At 60.1% G+C, this 18009-nt stretch carries 18 protein-coding genes; 4 read left to right on the top strand and 14 right to left on the bottom strand.

The annotated features are described in order from the left end of the window. Positions 1 to 58 precede the first annotated feature (58 nt). Complete coding sequence (locus F8N43_RS00150; protein WP_150630095.1) at positions 59 to 2203, bottom strand: 3-hydroxyacyl-CoA dehydrogenase NAD-binding domain-containing protein; 2145 nt, start codon at positions 2201 to 2203, stop codon at positions 59 to 61. A 24-nt stretch (positions 2204 to 2227) separates the two neighbouring features. After that, positions 2228 to 3433, bottom strand: coding sequence for an acetyl-CoA C-acetyltransferase (locus tag F8N43_RS00145; RefSeq protein ID WP_150630096.1), 1206 nt, complete (start codon positions 3431 to 3433; stop codon positions 2228 to 2230). A 592-nt stretch (positions 3434 to 4025) separates the two neighbouring features. On the opposite strand from F8N43_RS00145, the gene F8N43_RS00140 reads away from it, so the two are divergent. Then, positions 4026 to 4847 (top strand): c-type cytochrome, encoded by an 822-nt coding sequence (locus tag F8N43_RS00140; protein ID WP_150630295.1) that lies wholly within the window; start codon positions 4026 to 4028, stop codon positions 4845 to 4847. Positions 4848 to 4922: 75 nt separating this feature from the next. Here the strand turns inward: F8N43_RS00140 and F8N43_RS00135 are convergent, their stop codons facing one another. The 8 genes from F8N43_RS00135 to F8N43_RS00100 all read right to left on the bottom strand — a co-directional run bounded on the left by F8N43_RS00135 (position 4923) and on the right by F8N43_RS00100 (position 11427). Beyond that, a complete protein-coding gene (locus F8N43_RS00135) occupies positions 4923 to 5732 on the bottom strand; it encodes a transglutaminase family protein (protein WP_150630097.1) in 810 nt (269 codons plus the stop codon). Next, the gene (locus F8N43_RS00130) at positions 5729 to 6679 is read right to left on the bottom strand and encodes an alpha-E domain-containing protein (RefSeq protein WP_150630098.1); all 951 of its coding nucleotides are present in this window, start codon (positions 6677 to 6679) and stop codon (positions 5729 to 5731) included. Before F8N43_RS00130 ends, F8N43_RS00135 begins: the two co-directional genes overlap by 4 nt. Positions 6680 to 6691: 12 nt before the next feature. Beyond that, positions 6692 to 8101 (bottom strand): circularly permuted type 2 ATP-grasp protein, encoded by a 1410-nt coding sequence (locus tag F8N43_RS00125; protein ID WP_150630099.1) that lies wholly within the window; start codon positions 8099 to 8101, stop codon positions 6692 to 6694. 452 nt (positions 8102 to 8553) lie between these two features. Beyond that, a complete protein-coding gene (locus tag F8N43_RS00120) occupies positions 8554 to 8895 on the bottom strand; it encodes a ribonuclease E inhibitor RraB (RefSeq protein ID WP_017337348.1) in 342 nt (113 codons plus the stop codon). A 217-nt stretch (positions 8896 to 9112) separates the two neighbouring features. Then, entirely contained in the window at positions 9113 to 9346 is a 234-nt protein-coding gene (locus tag F8N43_RS00115; protein ID WP_150637829.1) for a hypothetical protein, read from the bottom strand. A 153-nt stretch (positions 9347 to 9499) separates the two neighbouring features. Continuing rightward, the gene (gene speE, locus F8N43_RS00110; protein WP_150630101.1) at positions 9500 to 10375 is read right to left on the bottom strand and encodes a polyamine aminopropyltransferase; all 876 of its coding nucleotides are present in this window, start codon (positions 10373 to 10375) and stop codon (positions 9500 to 9502) included. A gap of 259 nt (positions 10376 to 10634) precedes the next feature. Further along, entirely contained in the window at positions 10635 to 10826 is a 192-nt protein-coding gene (locus tag F8N43_RS00105) for a PLDc N-terminal domain-containing protein (protein WP_150653028.1), read from the bottom strand. Between the two features lie 70 nt (positions 10827 to 10896). Then, entirely contained in the window at positions 10897 to 11427 is a 531-nt protein-coding gene (locus F8N43_RS00100; RefSeq protein ID WP_150630103.1) for a hypothetical protein, read from the bottom strand. Between the two features lie 179 nt (positions 11428 to 11606). Between F8N43_RS00100 and F8N43_RS00095 the strand changes: the two genes are divergently transcribed. Together F8N43_RS00095 and F8N43_RS00090 are read left to right on the top strand one after the other, a co-directional pair. Next, entirely contained in the window at positions 11607 to 13088 is a 1482-nt protein-coding gene (locus F8N43_RS00095; RefSeq protein ID WP_150630104.1) for a methyl-accepting chemotaxis protein, read from the top strand. 207 nt (positions 13089 to 13295) lie between these two features. Beyond that, complete coding sequence (locus F8N43_RS00090) at positions 13296 to 13661, top strand: Mpo1-like protein (protein ID WP_008027303.1); 366 nt, start codon at positions 13296 to 13298, stop codon at positions 13659 to 13661. Here F8N43_RS00090 and F8N43_RS00085 read toward each other — a convergent pair whose 3' ends face one another. From F8N43_RS00085 to F8N43_RS00075, 3 genes are all read right to left on the bottom strand, one after another. Beyond that, entirely contained in the window at positions 13662 to 14459 is a 798-nt protein-coding gene (locus tag F8N43_RS00085; protein ID WP_150630106.1) for an acyl-CoA thioesterase, read from the bottom strand. Between the two features lie 278 nt (positions 14460 to 14737). Further along, complete coding sequence (locus F8N43_RS00080) at positions 14738 to 15496, bottom strand: CHAD domain-containing protein (RefSeq protein WP_150653027.1); 759 nt, start codon at positions 15494 to 15496, stop codon at positions 14738 to 14740. Between the two features lie 93 nt (positions 15497 to 15589). Continuing rightward, positions 15590 to 15868, bottom strand: coding sequence for a hypothetical protein (locus F8N43_RS00075; protein ID WP_045058957.1), 279 nt, complete (start codon positions 15866 to 15868; stop codon positions 15590 to 15592). A 222-nt stretch (positions 15869 to 16090) separates the two neighbouring features. Between F8N43_RS00075 and F8N43_RS00070 the strand changes: the two genes are divergently transcribed. Further along, on the top strand, positions 16091 to 17137 hold the full coding sequence (locus tag F8N43_RS00070; protein WP_150630108.1) for a patatin-like phospholipase family protein: 1047 nt from the start codon (positions 16091 to 16093) through the stop codon (positions 17135 to 17137). 141 nt (positions 17138 to 17278) lie between these two features. Here F8N43_RS00070 and F8N43_RS00065 read toward each other — a convergent pair whose 3' ends face one another. After that, the gene (locus F8N43_RS00065; RefSeq protein WP_150630109.1) at positions 17279 to 17977 is read right to left on the bottom strand and encodes a response regulator; all 699 of its coding nucleotides are present in this window, start codon (positions 17975 to 17977) and stop codon (positions 17279 to 17281) included. Positions 17978 to 18009 lie beyond the last annotated feature (32 nt).

Here is an 18009-nt window from a genome sequence, read left to right as displayed (position 1 = left end):
CCAGAGCCTGCCTCGAAACACCGTCCCAAGGCAAGCCCCGCGAGTCGTCATCGGTCCCTTAAAATACCTCCCCCTTGGCCGCTTTCTCCAGCAGCAATGCGGGTGGCGCGAACCGTTCGCCATACTGCTCGGCCAGGTATTGCGCACGCGCGACAAAGTCCTTCACACCGTACTGGTTGATGAACTGCAGCGCACCGCCGGTCCAGGCCGCAAAACCGATGCCGAAGATCGAGCCAACGTTGGCATCCGCGGTCGAGGTCAGTACGCCCTCCTCCACGCAACGCACGGTTTCGATGGCTTGCACAAACAGCAGGCGATCGCGCACGTCCTTTGGTGATATCTGCCCGTCAGTCTTCTCGAAACGGCTTTTCAGCTCTGGCCACAAGTGCTTCTGGCCGCCGACCGGGTACTCGTAGAACCCCCCTCCTGCCGCTTTGCCCGGACGTTTGTATTCGTTGAGCAGCAAGTCAATCACGGCAAACGCCGGGTGCTCAATCAGCGGTTTCCCTTCTGCTTGCAGGTCTTTGGCCGTTTGCTGGCGGATATGGCTCATGAGGCTGAGGGAAACTTCGTCGGAGATCGCCAGAGGCCCGATGGGCATGCCGGCCTTGCGCGCTTCGGTCTCGATCATCGGCGCGCTGACACCCTCGCCGAGCATGGCAATGCCTTCGTTGGTGAAGGTGCCGAACACTCGCGAAGTGAAGAAGCCGCGGCTATCGTTGACCACAATCGGGGTTTTCTTGATTTGCAGGACGAAATCGAAACCGCGGGCCAGGGTTTCATCGCTGGTATTGGCGCCCTTGATGATTTCCACCAGCGGCATTTTTTCCACAGGACTGAAGAAATGCAGGCCGATGAATTTGCTCTGATCCGGCACGGCGGTGGCGAGGCCGCTGATGGGCAAGGTCGAGGTGTTGGAAGCAATCACGGCGTCCGGGCCGACGACTTTTTGTGCGGCAGAGGAGACCTTGGCTTTCAGTTCACGGTCTTCGAATACCGCTTCAATGATCAGGTCACAACCGGCCAGATCAACGTTATTCTCAGTGGTTTTAATCCGCGCCAGCACCGCATCGCGCTGCTCGGCACTTAACTGACCGCGGGCAACTTTTTTGTCCAGCAACGTCGCTGAATGAGCCTTGCCCTTTTCCGCCGCCGCGAGGTTGATGTCCTTGAGCACTACTTCGATACCGGCCGAAGCACTGACGAAGGCAATCCCGGCCCCCATCATCCCCGCGCCCAGAACACCCACGCGACGTGTCACATAAGGTGCAACCCCTTGAGGCCGTGAGCCGCCGGCATTGATCTCGTTGAGCTGGAACCAGAAGGTGCCAATCAGATTTTTCGAGACTTGGCCGGTGGTCAGCTCGGTGAAGTAACGGGTTTCAATCAGGTGCGCCGTGTCGAAATCCACCTGCGCGCCTTCCACTGCGGCGCAAAGAATCTTCTCCGGTGCGGGCATGCAACCTTGGGTTTTAGTGCGCAGGATCGACGGCGCAATCGCCAGCATCTGCGCGACTTTCGGGTTCGACGGCGTACCGCCAGGTATCTGATAACCCTTCACGTCCCAACGTTGTACCGCCGTCGGATTGGCCAGAATCCAGGTGCGCGCCTTGCTCAGCAGCTCATCGTGATCCACCGCCAACTCATCGATCAAACCTGCCTGCAGGGCTTGTTGCGGACGGACTTTCTTGCCTTCAAGCAGATAGGGCAAGGCTTTTTCCAGACCGAGCATCCGGACCATGCGCACCACCCCGCCACCGCCCGGCAACAGGCCAAGGGTGACTTCCGGCAAGCCGAGCTGCACCGATGAATTGTCCAGCGCGACGCGGTGATGACAGGCCAGGCAGATTTCCCAGCCACCGCCCAGCGCCGCACCGTTGATCGCGGCGACCACCGGTTTGCCCAGGGTTTCCAGCGTGCGTAATTGGCCCTTGAGGGTCAGCACCATGTCGTAGAACGCTTTGGCTTCAGGCTTGCCGACCTTGATCAGTTCATTGAGGTCGCCGCCGGCGAAGAAGGTCTTCTTGGCGGAGGTAATGATGACGCCGGCGATACTTTCTTTTTCAGCCACTAAACGGGCCACACACGCAGCCATGGCCTCGCGGTAAACCGCGTTCATGGTGTTGGCGCTCTGGCCCGGCATGTCGATGGTCAGGACGACAATCTGGTCCTGCCCTTTTTCGTAACGAATGGCTTCGGTCATGGAGGGTTTCCTTGAAATCGTGGCTCAGAGGCGTTCGATGATGGTGGCAATGCCCATGCCGCCGCCGACACACAGGGTCGCGAGGCCATAGCGCAGGCGCCGGGATTCCAGTTCATCGAGCAGCGTGCCGAGGATTGCGCAGCCAGTGGCGCCGAGCGGATGCCCCATAGCGATGGAGCCGCCGTTGACGTTGACCTTGTCCGGGTCGATGGCCATGTCCTTGATGAATTTCAATACGACAGAGGCAAACGCCTCGTTGACCTCGAACAGGTCGATGTCTTCGACCCGCAGCCCGGCCTTGGCCAGCGCTTTTCGGGTGGCCGGCGCCGGGCCGGTGAGCATGATGGTAGGGTCAGTGCCGGTGACCGCCGTGGCGACGATTCGCGCCCGTGGCTGCAAGCCGAGCGCCCGCCCCTTGGCTTCGGAGCCGATCAGCATCAACGCTGCGCCATCAACGATCCCGGAACTGTTGCCCGGCGTGTGCACGTGGTTGATTCGCTCGACGTGGCTGTAGACCCGCAATGCCGTGGCGTCGAAGCCCATTTGCCCCATCATCTCGAAGCTCGGCTTGAGTTTGCCCAGGCCTTCCAGGGTGGAGTCGGCGCGGATGAACTCATCGTGATCGAGCAGGATGATGCCGTTCTGGTCCCGCACCGACACCAGCGATTTGCTGAACGAACCATCGGCCCGCGCCCGCGCCGCTTTTTGCTGAGAGTGCAGCGCGTAGGCATCGACGTCCTGGCGGCTGAAGCCCTCGAGGGTGGCAATCAGATCGGCGCCCACGCCTTGCGGGGTGAAATGGCTGTGCAAATTGGTTTCCGGGTCCAGCGCCCAGGCGCCGCCATCGCTGCCCATCGGCACACGGGACATCGACTCGACGCCACCGACCACCACCAGGTCTTCAAAGCCGGAACGCACTTTCATCGCCCCGAGGTTGACGGCCTCCAGCCCCGACGCGCAGAAGCGGTTGATCTGCACGCCCGCGACGCTGACGTCCCAATCGGCCACCTGGGTCGCAGTCTTGGCGATGTCCGCACCTTGATCACCGACCGGCGTCACACAGCCCAGCACCACGTCGTCGACCTGACTGGTGTCGAGCGACGTGCGCTGCTCCAGCGCCCTGAGCAACCCGGCCACGAGGTTCACGGGCTTGACGCTGTGCAACGCGCCATCGGACTTGCCCTTGCCACGGGGCGTGCGTAACGCGTCGAAAATCAAAGCTTGGGTCATGACGTCCTCGAACCTGGCAGTGAGAATACTGAGCCCTCACCTTATGCCTAGCCACCGCCGATTCAATGACCACAATGCTCACCGGCGTTGACGGACACGCTCAGACGGACGGTAGTGTGCTACCGGATTGACTGTTTCCGGACACCGACATGTCTAGCAAACGGGCGGCAAAGAAGCTGGCAATAGGCCTCATGCCATTTTTAAAGCAATAAGTGCGTTCTCCATACGAAAGGGATCTAAACCACGAGTGACGCGGGCCCTAAGGTGAACATATGCGAAGTTGTCGTCGGGTTTTGCCGAGGCGCTCGCCCTACAGGAAGTGCAACGCTCTGCCGTCATGGAGATATGCAGGCAGGCATCAGGAAATAACAAAAAAGGCGGTCAAGCCATGTTCAAACACTCGAAAGTACGTCAAGCCGGGCTCATTCTTTTCGCCACTACGCTGTTGTTGATTTTGCCGAACCTGACCAAGGTGATCGGCTGAGTCTTTTATTGAAAAACCGGCGCACGTTTTCCATCGCCTCTTAAAAATGTGACTGGCTCGCTATCCGGGCCAGCGTGGGTGTGCCAACCTTTGCGGCACTTCCACGACATGGACGGCGATCTGTTGAAAACGCTCATTTTGTTCGGGGCCTTGCTGCTCAGCACGCCTCTGTTTGCAGCACAGCTGAACCTGGAGCTGGGCGGGCAAAGTCGCACCTGGCAGACCGAGGAATTGCTCAAGCATCCTCAGGTTCAGACCCTCACCATTACCAACGACGTTTCCTACAAACGGGACATGAGTTATCGCGCCGTGCCCTTGGCGGCGCTGTTGACCGGCATCCAACCTGACGATCACCTGCAAGCGGTAGCCCTGGATGGTTTTGCCGCCGAACTGGCGGCCGCGCCGCTGCTCAATACGCACGGTGCCCGAGCGTGGCTGGCGATTGAGGACCCGGCCAAACCGTGGCCGGCGCTGTCGGCAGGCAAGCCGAGTGCCGGGCCGTTTTATCTGGTCTGGACCGACCCGCAAGCGGGCAATATCAGTCCCGAGCAATGGCCCTTTCAAGTGGCGCACATCAAACGCATGGCGCCGGTGGCCGAGCGCTTCCCTGCCCTGCTGCCGGACCCGGCGCTTAAGGCGGACGATCCGGTGAATCTGGGGTTTGCACTGTTTCAGAAGAACTGTCTGGCGTGCCATCGATTGAACGGCGCCGGGGATGCGCAGTTCGGACCGGATCTGAATATTCCGTTTAATCCGACGGAGTATTTTGGCGCGGACTTTTTGAAACGGTACATCCGTGATCCGCAGAGTTTGCGGCAGTGGCCGCAGGCAAAGATGCCGGGGTTTGCTCCACAGGTGCTGCCGGATGGGGATCTGGACATGTTGGTGGGGTATTTGAAGCATATGGCCGGGCGCAAAGTTAAACCCTGAAGCAAGCCCCGGCCTGACGCGGTCCCTTGCAGGAGCTGGCTTGCCAGCGCCTGCAAGGTTGTGCGGCGTTCCGGCTTACTGCTGCTGGACTGAAATCACCGGCATCGGCGTCGGCGACACAAACACCTTCGCATGCATCTGCTCACACCCGCCGCCCCGACGCATCCCGCGCACCGGGCAAGCATCCAGGTAATCCAGGCCCACCGCCAGCTTCAAATGCCGCTCCGGCCGTGCCAGTTCGTTCGTCACGTCGAAGCTGTACCACGCGTCATCGAGCCAGGCTTCCGCCCACGCGTGGCTGGCCAGATGCTCGCTGTTCTCGCTGTACAAATAGCCCGACACATAACGTGACGGAATGCCCAGGCTGCGGGCGCAGGCGAGAAACGCGTGCGTGTGGTCCTGGCACACACCCGAACGCCCGGCGAAGGCTTGCGCAGCGCTGGTGTCCACTTCGGTGGAGCCCGGCGTGTAGGTCATGTGTGAATTCAGGCCATGCATCAAATCGATCAGCGCCGTACGATCCCGGCGCTTTTTGCATTCTTTCTCGGCAAACGCACGCAACGCTTCGTCGGCTTCGGTCAGGCGCGTGAAACGCAGGAACGGCAGCGCCGACTGGCTCTCGTGTTCGGCTTCGCGCAGTTCGTCGATATCGACCTGGCCACGGGCGCCGATGATGATCGCTTCATGCGGCTCGTCCATGGTCAGCACGTGCAGGATGTTGCCGAACGGATCGAGTTGCGCGCGCACCGGGCGCGGCAGGTCGAGTTGCCAGCTGAGCACGTGCTGGCGCTCGCTGTCGTGAGGGGTCAGTCGCAGGTACTGGATGCTCGCCCGCACCTGATCTTCGTAGTGATAGGTGGTCTCGTGGCTAATGGAAAGTCTCATGCAGCCTCCAGGTAGGAACTGTGTATGGCGTTACCCAACTGGCGCACCAGCGGGATGAACTCGGTCAGCCAGGCATGCAGGCCTTCGTCGAGAATTTCGTTGATGCCGGTGTAGCGCAGGCGTGCGTCCATTTCGGCGGCCAAACGTTGCGCAGGACGGCCATTGGCCCCCGGCAGTTGAGCGAGGATCTGGTCGATTTCTTCGGTGCAGGCGCGCAGGGATCGCGGGACATCGGCGCGCAAGAGCAGCAACTCGGCCACATGCCGGGCGCCAGGGGCGTCGCGGTAGATTTCGGTGTAGGCCTCGAACGACGACAAGGCTCGCAACAAGGCACTCCACTGGTAATAGGCGTGAGCCGTGCCGTCGCTGACCGCTTCGGCCTGATCGCCCGCCATTTCGTAGCGCGCATCGAGCAGGCGCAAGGTGTTGTCAGCCCTTTCGATAAAGGTGCCCAGACGAATAAACCGGAACGCATCGTTGCGCATGATCGTGCCGTAGGACGCGCCACGAAACAGATGGGAACGCTCCTTGATCCACTCGCAGAACCGGCTCATGCCGTAGCGACTCAAGCCTTGCTCGGCAATGCCGCGAATTTCCAGCCACGTGGCGTTGATGTTTTCCCACATGTCCGCGGTGATTCGCCCCCGCACGGCATGGGCACTGGCCCGCGCCGAACCGAGGCAGCTGTAAATGCTCGCCGGGTTGGCCGCGTCCAGGGCGAAAAAGTGCAGCAGCCGTTCGGCATGCAACTCGCCGTGGCGTTCGAGGTAATCGTCCAGGGTGCCGGTAATCAGCAGCGGCATGGCGAGCTCATGCAGACCATCCCCGCGACCATCCTGTGGCATCAGTGACAGCGAATAACTGATGTCGAGCATCCGTGCGAGGTTTTCCGCCCGCTCCAGGTAACGCGACATCCAATACAAATCCGAGGCAGTTCTACTTAACATGGCAGGCTTCCTTCAATCCTCGACCACCCAGGTGTCCTTGGTTCCGCCGCCCTGGGAGGAGTTCACCACCAGGGAGCCTTCACGCAAGGCGACACGGGTCAAACCACCGGGCACAACCCGGGTTTCGCGGCCAGACAATACAAACGGACGCAGGTCGATGTGGCGTGGTGCGATGCCATTTTCGACAAAGGTCGGACAGGTCGACAGGGACAACGTCGGTTGCGCGATGTACGCGTGGGGCTTGGCCTTGATCCGCTCGCGGAAGGATTCGATTTCCGCCGCCGTCGCCGCCGGCCCCACCAGCATTCCGTAACCGCCGGAACCCTGGGTTTCCTTGACCACCAGATCCGGAAGATTGGCCAGCACGTGGGACAGTTCAGAAGGATTGCGACACTGGAACGTCGGCACGTTTTTCAGGATCGGTTCCTCATCGAGGTAGAAACGGATCATGTCCGTCACAAACGGATACACCGATTTATCGTCCGCGACCCCGGTGCCGATGGCATTCGCCAGCACCACGTTGCCCGAGCGGTAGGACGACAGCAGCCCCGGCACGCCGAGCATCGAGTCCGGGTTGAACGCCAGCGGATCGAGGAACGCATCGTCGAGGCGACGGTAGATCACATCCACCGCTTTCGGCCCGTCGGTGGTGCGCATGAACACCTTGTCGTCCCGCACGAACAGGTCCGCGCCTTCTACCAGTTCAACGCCCATTTCTCGCGCAAGGAACGCATGCTCGAAAAACGCGCTGTTGAAGCGACCCGGTGTCAGCACCACCACGCTCGGGTTGTCGATGGGGCTGGAGCTTTTCAGGGTGTCGAGCAACAAGTTCGGATAGTGGTCGATAGGGGCGATGCGCTGGGCCGAGAACAACTCGGGAAACAGTCGCATCATCATCTTGCGGTCTTCGAGCATGTAGCTCACGCCGCTGGGTGTACGAAGGTTGTCTTCGAGCACGTAGTACGTGCCGTCGCCATCGCGCACCAGGTCGACGCCGGAGATGTGCGAATAGATATCCCGATGCAAATCCAGCCCCTGCATCGCCAACTGGTATTGCTCATTGGCCAGCACTTGCTCGGCCGGGATGATGCCGGCCTTGATGATGCGCTGCTCGTGATAGAGGTCGGCGAGGAACATGTTCAACGCCTTGACCCGCTGGATGCAGCCGCGTTCGACAATCCGCCACTCACTGGCGGGGATGCTGCGCGGAATGGTGTCGAAGGGAATCAGGCGCTCTGTCCCCTGCTCGTCCCCGTAGAGCGTGAAGGTAATCCCGGCGCGATGAAACAACAGATCGGCCTCGCGTCGCCGTTGTGCCAGAAGCTCGTCAGGCGTTTCGGCCAGCCAACGGGCAAACTCCCGATAATGCGGACGGACCTGGCCGCCGGCATCGTACATCTCATCAAAATAGGTGCGGATCATGCCGTACTCCTTGTCACCCGGACATCTAGGCTTCGCAAGGCCCGTGCCATCGGCAGAAACGCTTTAATATCAATCAGTTGGATAATCACGCCATTAGCACCGCACCAATCCTGTGCGGTAAATGCCCCAACCTGATCGCCCCCGCTTCATTGCGAAGCAATGCTTTCGCCTATCACCAGCATAGTCAGAGTTGATTTCAGTGCCCGGCAGTTGGTGCGGATAATCGGCGCATTCGCTGGAAATGCTTACTGAACTTCCCTTTTAGCCGCCTGCTCGGGCGGCTTTTTTTTGTTTCCGGATTTGTGCCCGGTGGCGTGGCAGCCAGTTTTGCGGAGATTGGGAGGACGCCACCGCCAGCAAGCCGGCTCCTTCACAGGTCGGCGTTGAATCCACAAACGAAAACGGCCAACCCGTAGGTCAGCCGTTAGTGAATGTTGTCGCTGTTCATAGTGTTATGCGAGTAGCCCTCGTACCTCCTGCTTGACGCCCCATCCTTCGATGATGCCACCCAAAGGCTCGACCACCGCCTCGAAATCCTGCTCAAAGTCGCCGATGCCGTCGTAAGTGGCGGACATCACTTTGCTCAGTTCCAGGGCCCATGCGCCGTCGTCCCGTACGCTGATCTGTGCATTCATGGATTCGCCGGAATAATGCCCTGCCGCCCTGCGTGCCCGCTCCTCGTCCGGAAAAATGGCGTAGAACTCGATGGGATGGAAACGTGAAAAGTCAAAACCGCCTTCTTTCATGCGGCGCAGCACCGAGCTGCTGATGTCTTCTTGATAGGCTGTGCTCATGAAACGTCCTCCTGAACCGATGGATAGACTTTCCGTACTCCCGACGCCTGCAACCGAATGGTGCAAGCATTGCGGCAACCACGTTGCCGAGGGGAAACAAGCATGTAGCTGACAAGACCAGACCTTAGCGATCCAATCGCTGATCTCGATTGCAGAGTAGCCTCAAGTAAGCGCCGCTGCCAAGGCCTGGTGTTTCAAGAGTGTGCCAGAGAGTGTTTCAGACGGGAGTGATGCCGAGGATTTGTATGCTGTTCTGGGACTTGAGATTCTTGACGCTCGCATCAGCAGTGCGCCCTTCCAGATCGTTCAGATCCAGTTCGGCAGCGACAGGAAGGAGACGGGCCTTGATGAGTTTGGCGGCATGCTCGTTGTCCGGGCATTCGTCGCACTCAAAGACTTCATCGACTGTTTCGCCGTGATCATCCACGAAAGTGATTTTCCACTTTTGCATCAGTGCCTCCTCGAACAAACCCGCAAATGGGCTTACACCTATCTGGACTTTTGGCCTGACTGATCGTTCAAACGGATTACGGCACACCAACATGAAAACACACAGAACCTGTGGGAGCTGGCTTGCCAGCTCCCACAGGGGATGTGAATAAGCTTAGTCGTTGCTTGGCTTGTTGATCGCTTGCAGCACGTATTGCGGTAAGGCAAACGCGCCGATGTGGATTTCCGGGTTGTAGTAGCGAGTGATGATGCCGCTGCCGGCAAAGCGCTGTTGCAGGGTTTCGCGGGACAGTTTGCGATAGGCGGTGTCGGTCGCGCCCCAGGCAAAGGTCATCGAGCCACCGATGTAGGTCGGCACGGCGGCCTGATAGAAATGCCAGTCCGGGAACAGGCTGCGCAAGCGACCGGCGGTGGTTTTGACTTCTTCGATCTGCATGAACGGCGTGCCGTTCTGGGTCACCAGGATGCCGCCTTCGTTGAGGCAACGACGGCAGGCCTGGTAGAAGTTTTCCGAGAACAGCACTTCACCCGGGCCGATCGGGTCGGTGGAGTCGGAAATGATTACGTCGAACTTTTCAGTGGTGGTGGCGACGAAACGCATGCCGTCATCGATCACCAGGTTCAGGCGCGGATCATCGAACGCACCCTTGGAGTGGTTCGGCAGGAATTCCTTGCACATGTCGACCACGGTGCCGTCGATCTCGACCATGGTGATGTGCTCGACGCCACCGTGTTTGGCCACTTCACGCAGCATGCCGCCGTCGCCGCCACCAATGATCAGCACGCGTTTGGCACTGCCGTGCGCCAGGATCGGCACGTGGGTGAGCATCTCGTGGTAGATGAATTCGTCGGCTTCGGTGGTCTGGATCACACCGTCCAGCGCCATGACCCGGCCCATGCGCGGGTTTTCGAAAATCACCAGGTGCTGGTGTTCGGTGCGCACTTCGTGCAGCAGTTTTTCCATGCGAAAACGCTGGCCGTAGCCTTCGTAGAGGGTTTCCAGGTAATCGCTGGTTGGAGTGTTGCTCATGGGAAGTGCTCCGATGAATGCGGTGGCAACGGACGGTTACCCGCCCATGAAGGCCAATCGATCAGCTCGATTGCCCGGGAAAGGCGCGCATTCTACGTCGCGGAAGATGACAGGTCGAACGTCAGTTGACGGCTCGACGCCAAACCTGTGGGAGCTGGCCTGCCAGCGATAGTATCGCTGCGGTCTATCAGAGACTCCGCAGTGATGCCATCGCTGGCAGGTCAGCTCCCACAGGTTCGGTGGTGTTTCGGGAAACGGGTCAGATCCGCACATTGCCCCGTGGCCCGGCGATGGCCCAGATGATCAGGCCCAGGACCGGCAGCAGCAGGATCAGCAACACCCAGAAAATTTTCATCCCGGTCGAGACGCCACTTTTCAGCACGTTGATGATTGCCCAGATATCCAGGGCCAGAATGATCAGGCCAACCAGACCGTTGAACGTGGAACCCATGGTGTCGCTCCCTAAGAGTGGATTGCACTCTTAGGATAGCCGGCCTTGGCGAGGGTTCCGTTTTATTCCATCAAACGTGGATGGCGACTTTCAGGGCTTCCAGGGACGGCGCGGCCGTGATGCCGACTTCAGCGCACAGCTCGAGCACACGCGCAACGTCGTTGCCATAGACCAGCACCACTTGCAGCTCGTCGTCCAGCAGCTGGCTGAAGTTCATCAGCGTGTAACCGCCATTCTCCTTATTCATGCTGCCCATCTGCACCTGAATGCGATTGAGCGCGGTCAGGGCTTCGGTTTTGGCCAGTTGCTTGGGTTTGATGTTGAAATCCACGCCCGGGCCGAACGACGCGACGATCTGCGCGAACAGGTCCATGTAGGTGTCGGCCTGGAACAGCACGGTTTCCGGCAGGCTGCCGACGACGACCCACTCGCCCAATGGCATCGGAAAGGTGTCGTCGTAGTTGATGTCCGGATTGGCCGTCAGAAAAGCCTCTGGATCGGCGTAGGCCTGGGCCGCTTCGTCAGCGACTTTGAGGATTTCGTCTTCGCTCATGCACCCGGAGCTGATTTTGCTGATGAGTTCGACGAGTGCGGCTTTCATGGGGGCGGAATCCTGTAGCGAGGGAATTTTGAAGGCGCGAAGGATAGCGCATTACGTCCCGCAGTTCCTGCGCGCGAGCGTGAGGGGGAATGTTGACGCATATCAAGATCCAGCGCCTCGGGTAGCGGCACAATGCTGGCACCTTGCCAATGCTGTTTCCGCTATCAGAGAAGACCTCCATGGGTGCCTGGCTTAGCAACATCTCGCTGAAATATAAATTCTGGGCGGTCAACGCTGTCGCCTTCGTCACCACCCTGCTGTTGGTGTTGTACGCCGTACAGCTCGAACAGCAGGCCCGCAGTCATGCCTCTCAAGCGTCCGCTCAGGCACAGGCGCGATTGCTCAACGCCTGGCCTGCCGGGCAAGCGCTGCCCAAAGCCGATAACCTGCTGACATTCAGTCGCGGGCAGGCACCGTTGCTGAACGAGCAGCCCGTGCTGGAACTGGCGGATGCCAACGGCTGGGTCGAGATCAACTCGATGCCGCTATTCGGCGACAACCTGCTGATGGGCGCCGAAGTGTTCACGCGCACCGATGGTCAACAGGTGGCGGTGATCGCGTATGGCCCGAGCCTGAGCCAGGTGTTCGGTGAGCGTTTCGCCAACTACGCGGTCGCGGTGTTCATTCTGATGCTGGCGATGCTCGGCGCGTCGCAACTGTTGATCCGTTTTCTGCTCAGCCAGCTCAACACTTTGAAAGACGTGATGCTTCACGTTGAGAAAACCGGCGACCTCTCGGCCCGTGTACCGCTGGCCTGCAACGACGAGGTCGGGCAGATGGCCGGCGCGTTCAACGCCATGCAGGCCGGTTATCAAAGGGTGGTCACCACTGTCGCCAACACCGCGCGGCAACTGGATGTCGGCGCCGCGCGGCTGGCATCGAGCATGAACGAGGTTCGTCACGGCATGCTGGGCCAGCAAAGCGAAACCGACCAGGCCGCCACGGCGATCAACGAAATGACCGCCACCGTCTATCACATCGCCCAGCACGCCGGCGCCACCCGCGACCTTTCGCAAACCGCCGACACCCTGGCCGGCAGCGGCCAGGAAGTGGTCAGTCGCGTGCAGAAGTCGATTGCAGGGTTATCCACTGGCGTGCAGCAGACGGCGGAGATGATTCAGCGCCTGGCCGAGGACAGTCAGAAAATCAACGGCGTGGTCAATGTCATTCACAGCATCGCCGAGCAAACCAACCTGCTGGCACTGAACGCCGCGATTGAAGCGGCCCGGGCCGGGGAAATGGGACGTGGCTTTGCAGTGGTCGCCGATGAAGTGCGCAACCTGGCCAAACGTGTGCAGACCTCGACCGATGAGATCACCCTGATGGTCTCGGCGCTGCAGGCCGGAACCCGGGACGCGGTGGACTTCATGCAGGAAAGCTCGTTCAAGGCCGACGACTGCGTGCAACAGGCTCAAGAGGCCGGCGCCGCATTGCTGGAAATCACCAGCGCCGTGGCGCAGATGCGTGAAAGCAACACGCAGATCGCCGTGGCGGCCGAGCAGCAAAGCCAGGTGGCGGAAGAGATGAACCGGGCGGTGGTGAGCATTCGCGATGTGACCGAGAACACCGTGCAGCAGACGGTGGATTCGGCGACGACCAGTAATGAGTTGGCGGCGTTGGCCGGCGAGTTGAGCAAGGCCATTGGGCAGCTCAAGCTGTAACGGCCCCATCGCGAGCAGGCTCGCTCCCCCATTTGAAATGCATTCCAATGTGGGAGAGAGGCCGGCCTGTCGGCAAAGGTGCCAGCCCGGTCAACATCAATATTGCCCATGACACCTATCACTCCGATAGCCATCCTTGATTCGCCGCCCGCCCATGCCGCGCCTATTCTTCAACCATGTGTTCAACATGGATCGAGGATCAGCATCATGGGCAAACGTCACCCCAACCTTCCCGCCTGGCAATGGCGCGCGTACCCGGACAATCACCAGCACCCGGCCAATCTGGTGTTGCACCTGATTGCCGTGCCGCTGTTCATCGTGGCGTTTCTGCTGCTGGTGTGCGGGGTGTTCAGCCTGAGCTTTGCGAACTTCGCGATTGGCGTCATCGGCCTGCTGGCGGCATTGGGCCTGCAACGCCACGGTCACAGCCTGGAGGCGCAAGCCTCCGAGCCGTTCAGTGATCGCAAGGACGCGGTATCGCGCCTGCTGGTCGAGCAATTCCTGACCTTCCCACGGTTTTTCCTCAGCGGCGGCTGGTGGCGCGCCTGGCGTGAGCGTCACCGTCGTCACTGATCAGGCGAAAATCGTCACCGTCTGCCGGCTCATGGCAATCAACTGACCCTGTGCGTTCCACAGCTTCGCCGCCGCGTGACCGTAGCCGTCAGCGGCATGTTCGATTTCAACGAAGTATTTGCACCAGTCCAGCGTGCTCAGTTCCAGCAGTGGCTGGACGAATTCGATGGTCCAGGTCAGCGTGCTGCCCATCGCGACTTTCGTCAGGTGCGGCAACAGCGCCGGTGGCCAGGCGTCCACCAATGCCAGGATATGCGCCTCACTGACCGCCTCTTCCTTCACGTCCCCACGCAAGCGCACCCAGCCGCCCATCTCGCGGGATTTATTACCGGTGAACGGCAGACCGCCAACGCTCCAGCGCATCGCCAGATGGCGCATGAACTCCGGGGTCACGCCTTTGATGTACGGCAGTTCCTGGCAGTCATCCCAGTGTTTCATTTCCGGGGCCGCCGTCGCCGATACCGCCACTTCGGACGGTCGCGAGGCGCCGAAGCTGCCTTGGATCAGCGTCACCACCTGGCCCTTCTGCATCGCCCGCCCCAGTACCTGGCTGACAGCCTTGCCTTCGCGCAGGACATCCACTTCAAAACTGACCGGCACTTCAGGCTCGACCGGCCCGACAAAAGTGATCGCCAGCGAACGCACGGGGCGATCCGCCGGCACCCTGGCGCGCATGGCTTCGTATTGCAAAGCCGCCACCAGGCCGCCGAAGCTGGCACGCCCCTGTGCCCATTCGGCCGGAATAGACAGCTCCAGCGGCTGGCTGCGGACGGCGTCGAGCAGATCGGAAAAGCGCATGAAAACCTCAAGGGCAGAAAAGGATGGAGGAATGTTAACCAGCCACGGGGGATGACACAGCGCTTATTCTGGCCAAAGAGACTGACAGATAGGCCGCAATCGGATCGAACACAACTTTCATGTTCAACACAATCCCTGTGGGGCTTGCCCGCGATGAGGCCAGAACAGTCAACATTGATGTCGACTGTCAGACCGCTATCGCGGGCAAGCCCGCTCCCACAGGGTTTTGTGTTGTCCGCCCTATTGGCGATGAGACCCACATTGGATCGGCGGAGGTTTCAGGATTTGAAACAGGCGGCACTGAGTTTGTCGAGCACACGATCCGCACGGCCCTCAGCGTTGACCATGGCGGTTTTCCACACGGCCACGCAAGGCTGCAAATCGGCTTCCTGTTCGGCCCGGGCCAGCCATTGCCAGCAATCGTGCCAATCGCCCAATGCGGCCTGGGCCGATTTCAGTCTGGGCAGTGCCGGTTTCGGCAAGCGATCCAGCTCGGGATACGCTTCGATGCCGTAGCGAACGCGTTTGATCAACAGGCGCAGACGATGGCGATCATGGGCGGGATCATGCAGCGCCTGGTCGAGTTTCTTCCATTGTTTGGCCAGGCGTTTCTCGATGCGTTGACCCAAGCCCTTGAGCAACCCCTGACGCTGTGAGGCGCGCAAGAAACGCGGAAAGGCGTCAAGGATCATCAGCAACTGCGCCAGCTCAGGGCTCACCGCAACGGCCGGATAAGCCTTGGCCATCTGCGCCATGCGTCGCTGCGCTGCTTCGGGTTGATCGTGCTCAAGCAAGTACGCCGCCAGCACCTCACGATCTCGCAACGGCGTGGTCAGGTCACCGACCCGGGACGCCGCCACTTCCAGCTGCTCGACCCCGGGCAAGCCGCGCAATGGACGCAGCAGACTGCGCAAACGGCGAACCGTGGTGCGCAGATCGTGCAATGCTTCCGGGTCTGTTCGAGCACTCAAACGGGCCTGACAGGCCAGCAAACGGACTTCCAGGCCCAGAACATGAGCCACCAACCGATTAATCATGGGATTGACTCCAATTAGGAGCCGGCTTGCTGGCGAGGGTGGCCGTGATGGCGCCATCGCCGGCAAGCCGGCTCCTACAGACTAGCGCCTTGATTAACGGCCGGCACGTGACTCACGAATATAGAAGCGTGCCTTTTCGGCTTTCTTGGTGCAGCCTTCGAACGCTTCGAATTGCTGCTGGGTCTTGGCGCCGGTCAGTAACGACAGGGCCTTGGAGTAACTGACGGTGCCGGCGAAACCTTCGGCCTTGGCCAGGTCCAGCTCATGCCACGCGGCATCGATCCCGCTGCCACAGCTGTCACGGTAAGCGGTTTTACCGGCACAACCGGCGAGTGCCAGCGCAATCAAGGGCACACAGATCCAGGCTTTCATCACTTACACCTCAACAATAGGTAAACAGTCGTGCACGTAAGACGGTCTGGCGCGTGAAAAGTGCCTTGCTCCCGCCGCGCAAACTCTAGCGCTGGCGAGAATACCCCCTGCCGCCATGGAGTGTCGAAAAAACGACGCCTTCACCCTGCCATACGACCTTAGCGATTGAAGCACAGCCCTCGATGGGTGCATTGTTGAACCTTGTTCAGAAGAGGTCGATTCATGAAAAAGCGTGTCGCACTGGTGTTGGGCTCAGGTGGAGCCCGGGGCTATGCCCATATCGGTGTCATTGAAGAGATCGAACGGCGTGGCTACGACATCGCCTGCATTGCTGGCTGCTCGATGGGCGCCGTGGTGGGCGGGATTTATGCGGCCGGCAAACTGGACGAATACCGGAACTGGATCGAAAGCCTGGATTACCTCGACGTGTTGCGCCTGGTGGACGTCAGTTTTCGGCTGGGGGCGATTCGCGGCGAGAAGGTCTTCGGGCAGATCCGCAAGATCGTCGGCGAAATCAATATCGAAGACTTGCGCATCCCCTACACGGCGGTCGCCACCGACCTGACCAACCAGCAGGAAATCTGGTTTCAGGAAGGTTGCCTGCACCAGGCGATGCGCGCCTCGGCGGCAATTCCGAGCCTGTTCACCCCGGTGATGCAGGGCAATCGCATGCTGGTAGACGGCGGCATCCTCAACCCGTTGCCGATCGTGCCGGTGGTGTCGAGCCATTGCGACCTGATCATCGCGGTCAATCTCAACTCCACCAACCAGCGCCACTATAAATTGCCGGTGATCCAGCGCCCCGCCGCGTTCAGGACCCGGTTTGACAGCCTGATCAACTCGGTGGGCTCGAAGTTGCCGTTCCGCCGCAAGCAAGCGGAGAAATTGCTGCTGCTGGAAAAAGAAGCGTTGATTGCAGAAGCAGCCGAGATCAACCCCTGGATCGAGTCCGCCGAACCCGAAGCCCAGCAACCGGCGGCTGCTCCTGAACGCGACGGCGCACCGAAGTCCGCCACCGGTTCGTTCATCATCGATAACGTGGGCCCGGCGTCCTTGCTGGATTTGATCAACCAGAGTTTCGAGGTGATGCAGACGTCGTTGGCGCAGTACAAGATTGCCGGGTATCCGCCGGATATTCTGATCAACGTGCCAAAGCGGGTGTGCCGGTTTTTCGAGTTTTACAAGGCGCCGGAGTTGATCGCGCTGGGGCGCGAAATTGCGCGGGATACGCTGGACAGGTATGAGAGCGAGCGAGATCGAGAATCCTGACGCTCTCGGGAGGCTGTTAGAACCTCATCGCTGGCAAGCCCGGCTCCCACAGGATTTGTATCGTTCACAAGTACTGTGATCACCTCAACACCTGTGGGAGTTGGCTTGCCAGCGATGGGGCTGGATCAGGCAACACAAATACTAAAGCCCACCCTCACTCAACAACCGATACCCAACCCCCGCCTCGGTCACGATAAACCTCGGCTGCATCGGATCATCCGCCAGCTTCTGCCGCAAATGCCCAACCACAATCCGCAAATAGTGGCTGTCTTCGGTATGGGTCGGCCCCCAGATATCCTTGAGCAATTGCTGCTGGGTGATCACCCGCCCCGGATGCCGCGCCAGTTGCGCCAGCACCGCGTACTCCTTGCGGGTCAACGCCACTTCGACACCGTCGAGCAGCACCCGGCGATAGGCCAGGTCCACAGTCAACGGGCCGAACGCCAGCGCCGCTTGTTGAGCCTCGCCCACCGGCGCCTGTCGCAACAGGGCACGCACCCGCGCCAGAAACTCCTGAATGCCGAACGGTTTGGTCACGTAGTCATTGGCGCCGCCATCCAGTGCTTCGACTTTCTGCCCTTCGCTGGCACGCACCGACAGCACCAGCACCGGCACCGTCGACCATTCGCGAAATTCGCGCAGCACTTGCTGCCCGTCCATGTCCGGCAGGCCGAGGTCGAGCACCAGCAGGTCCGGTTTGTTCAACGCGGCCTGTGCCAGACCTTCCGTGCCGGTGCCGGCCTCCAGTACTTTATAGCCTTGGGAAGCGAGGCTGATGCGCAGGAATTTACGGATCTGCGGTTCGTCGTCGATGACCAAAATGGTCGCAGTCTGGCTCATTATTTCTGATCGTGGCATGGAGAATTCCAAAG

The organism is Pseudomonas fluorescens (genome assembly GCF_902498065.1).
Lineage (GTDB): Bacteria > Pseudomonadota > Gammaproteobacteria > Pseudomonadales > Pseudomonadaceae > Aquipseudomonas > Aquipseudomonas fluorescens_BJ.
Note: the sequence above shows the minus strand (reverse complement) of the source record. Positions and strands in the feature narration are given on the sequence as shown.

Coding starts and splice junctions, on each gene's coding strand:
- speE (WP_150630101.1), bottom strand. CDS start 10,375: ATGAGCAACACTCCAACCAGCGATTACCTGGAAACCCTCTACGAAGGC.
- F8N43_RS00125 (WP_150630099.1), bottom strand. CDS start 8,101: ATGATCCGCACCTATTTTGATGAGATGTACGATGCCGGCGGCCAGGTC.
- F8N43_RS00140 (WP_150630295.1), top strand. CDS start 4,026: ATGGACGGCGATCTGTTGAAAACGCTCATTTTGTTCGGGGCCTTGCTG.
- F8N43_RS00150 (WP_150630095.1), bottom strand. CDS start 2,203: ATGACCGAAGCCATTCGTTACGAAAAAGGGCAGGACCAGATTGTCGTC.
- F8N43_RS00115 (WP_150637829.1), bottom strand. CDS start 9,346: ATGCAAAAGTGGAAAATCACTTTCGTGGATGATCACGGCGAAACAGTC.
- F8N43_RS00120 (WP_017337348.1), bottom strand. CDS start 8,895: ATGAGCACAGCCTATCAAGAAGACATCAGCAGCTCGGTGCTGCGCCGC.
- F8N43_RS00100 (WP_150630103.1), bottom strand. CDS start 11,427: ATGAAAGCCGCACTCGTCGAACTCATCAGCAAAATCAGCTCCGGGTGC.
- F8N43_RS00085 (WP_150630106.1), bottom strand. CDS start 14,459: ATGCGCTTTTCCGATCTGCTCGACGCCGTCCGCAGCCAGCCGCTGGAG.
- F8N43_RS00080 (WP_150653027.1), bottom strand. CDS start 15,496: ATGATTAATCGGTTGGTGGCTCATGTTCTGGGCCTGGAAGTCCGTTTG.
- F8N43_RS00075 (WP_045058957.1), bottom strand. CDS start 15,868: ATGAAAGCCTGGATCTGTGTGCCCTTGATTGCGCTGGCACTCGCCGGT.
- F8N43_RS00135 (WP_150630097.1), bottom strand. CDS start 5,732: ATGAGACTTTCCATTAGCCACGAGACCACCTATCACTACGAAGATCAG.
- F8N43_RS00090 (WP_008027303.1), top strand. CDS start 13,296: ATGGGCAAACGTCACCCCAACCTTCCCGCCTGGCAATGGCGCGCGTAC.
- F8N43_RS00095 (WP_150630104.1), top strand. CDS start 11,607: ATGGGTGCCTGGCTTAGCAACATCTCGCTGAAATATAAATTCTGGGCG.
- F8N43_RS00065 (WP_150630109.1), bottom strand. CDS start 17,977: ATGAGCCAGACTGCGACCATTTTGGTCATCGACGACGAACCGCAGATC.
- F8N43_RS00105 (WP_150653028.1), bottom strand. CDS start 10,826: ATGGGTTCCACGTTCAACGGTCTGGTTGGCCTGATCATTCTGGCCCTG.
- F8N43_RS00145 (WP_150630096.1), bottom strand. CDS start 3,433: ATGACCCAAGCTTTGATTTTCGACGCGTTACGCACGCCCCGTGGCAAG.
- F8N43_RS00130 (WP_150630098.1), bottom strand. CDS start 6,679: ATGTTAAGTAGAACTGCCTCGGATTTGTATTGGATGTCGCGTTACCTG.
- F8N43_RS00070 (WP_150630108.1), top strand. CDS start 16,091: ATGAAAAAGCGTGTCGCACTGGTGTTGGGCTCAGGTGGAGCCCGGGGC.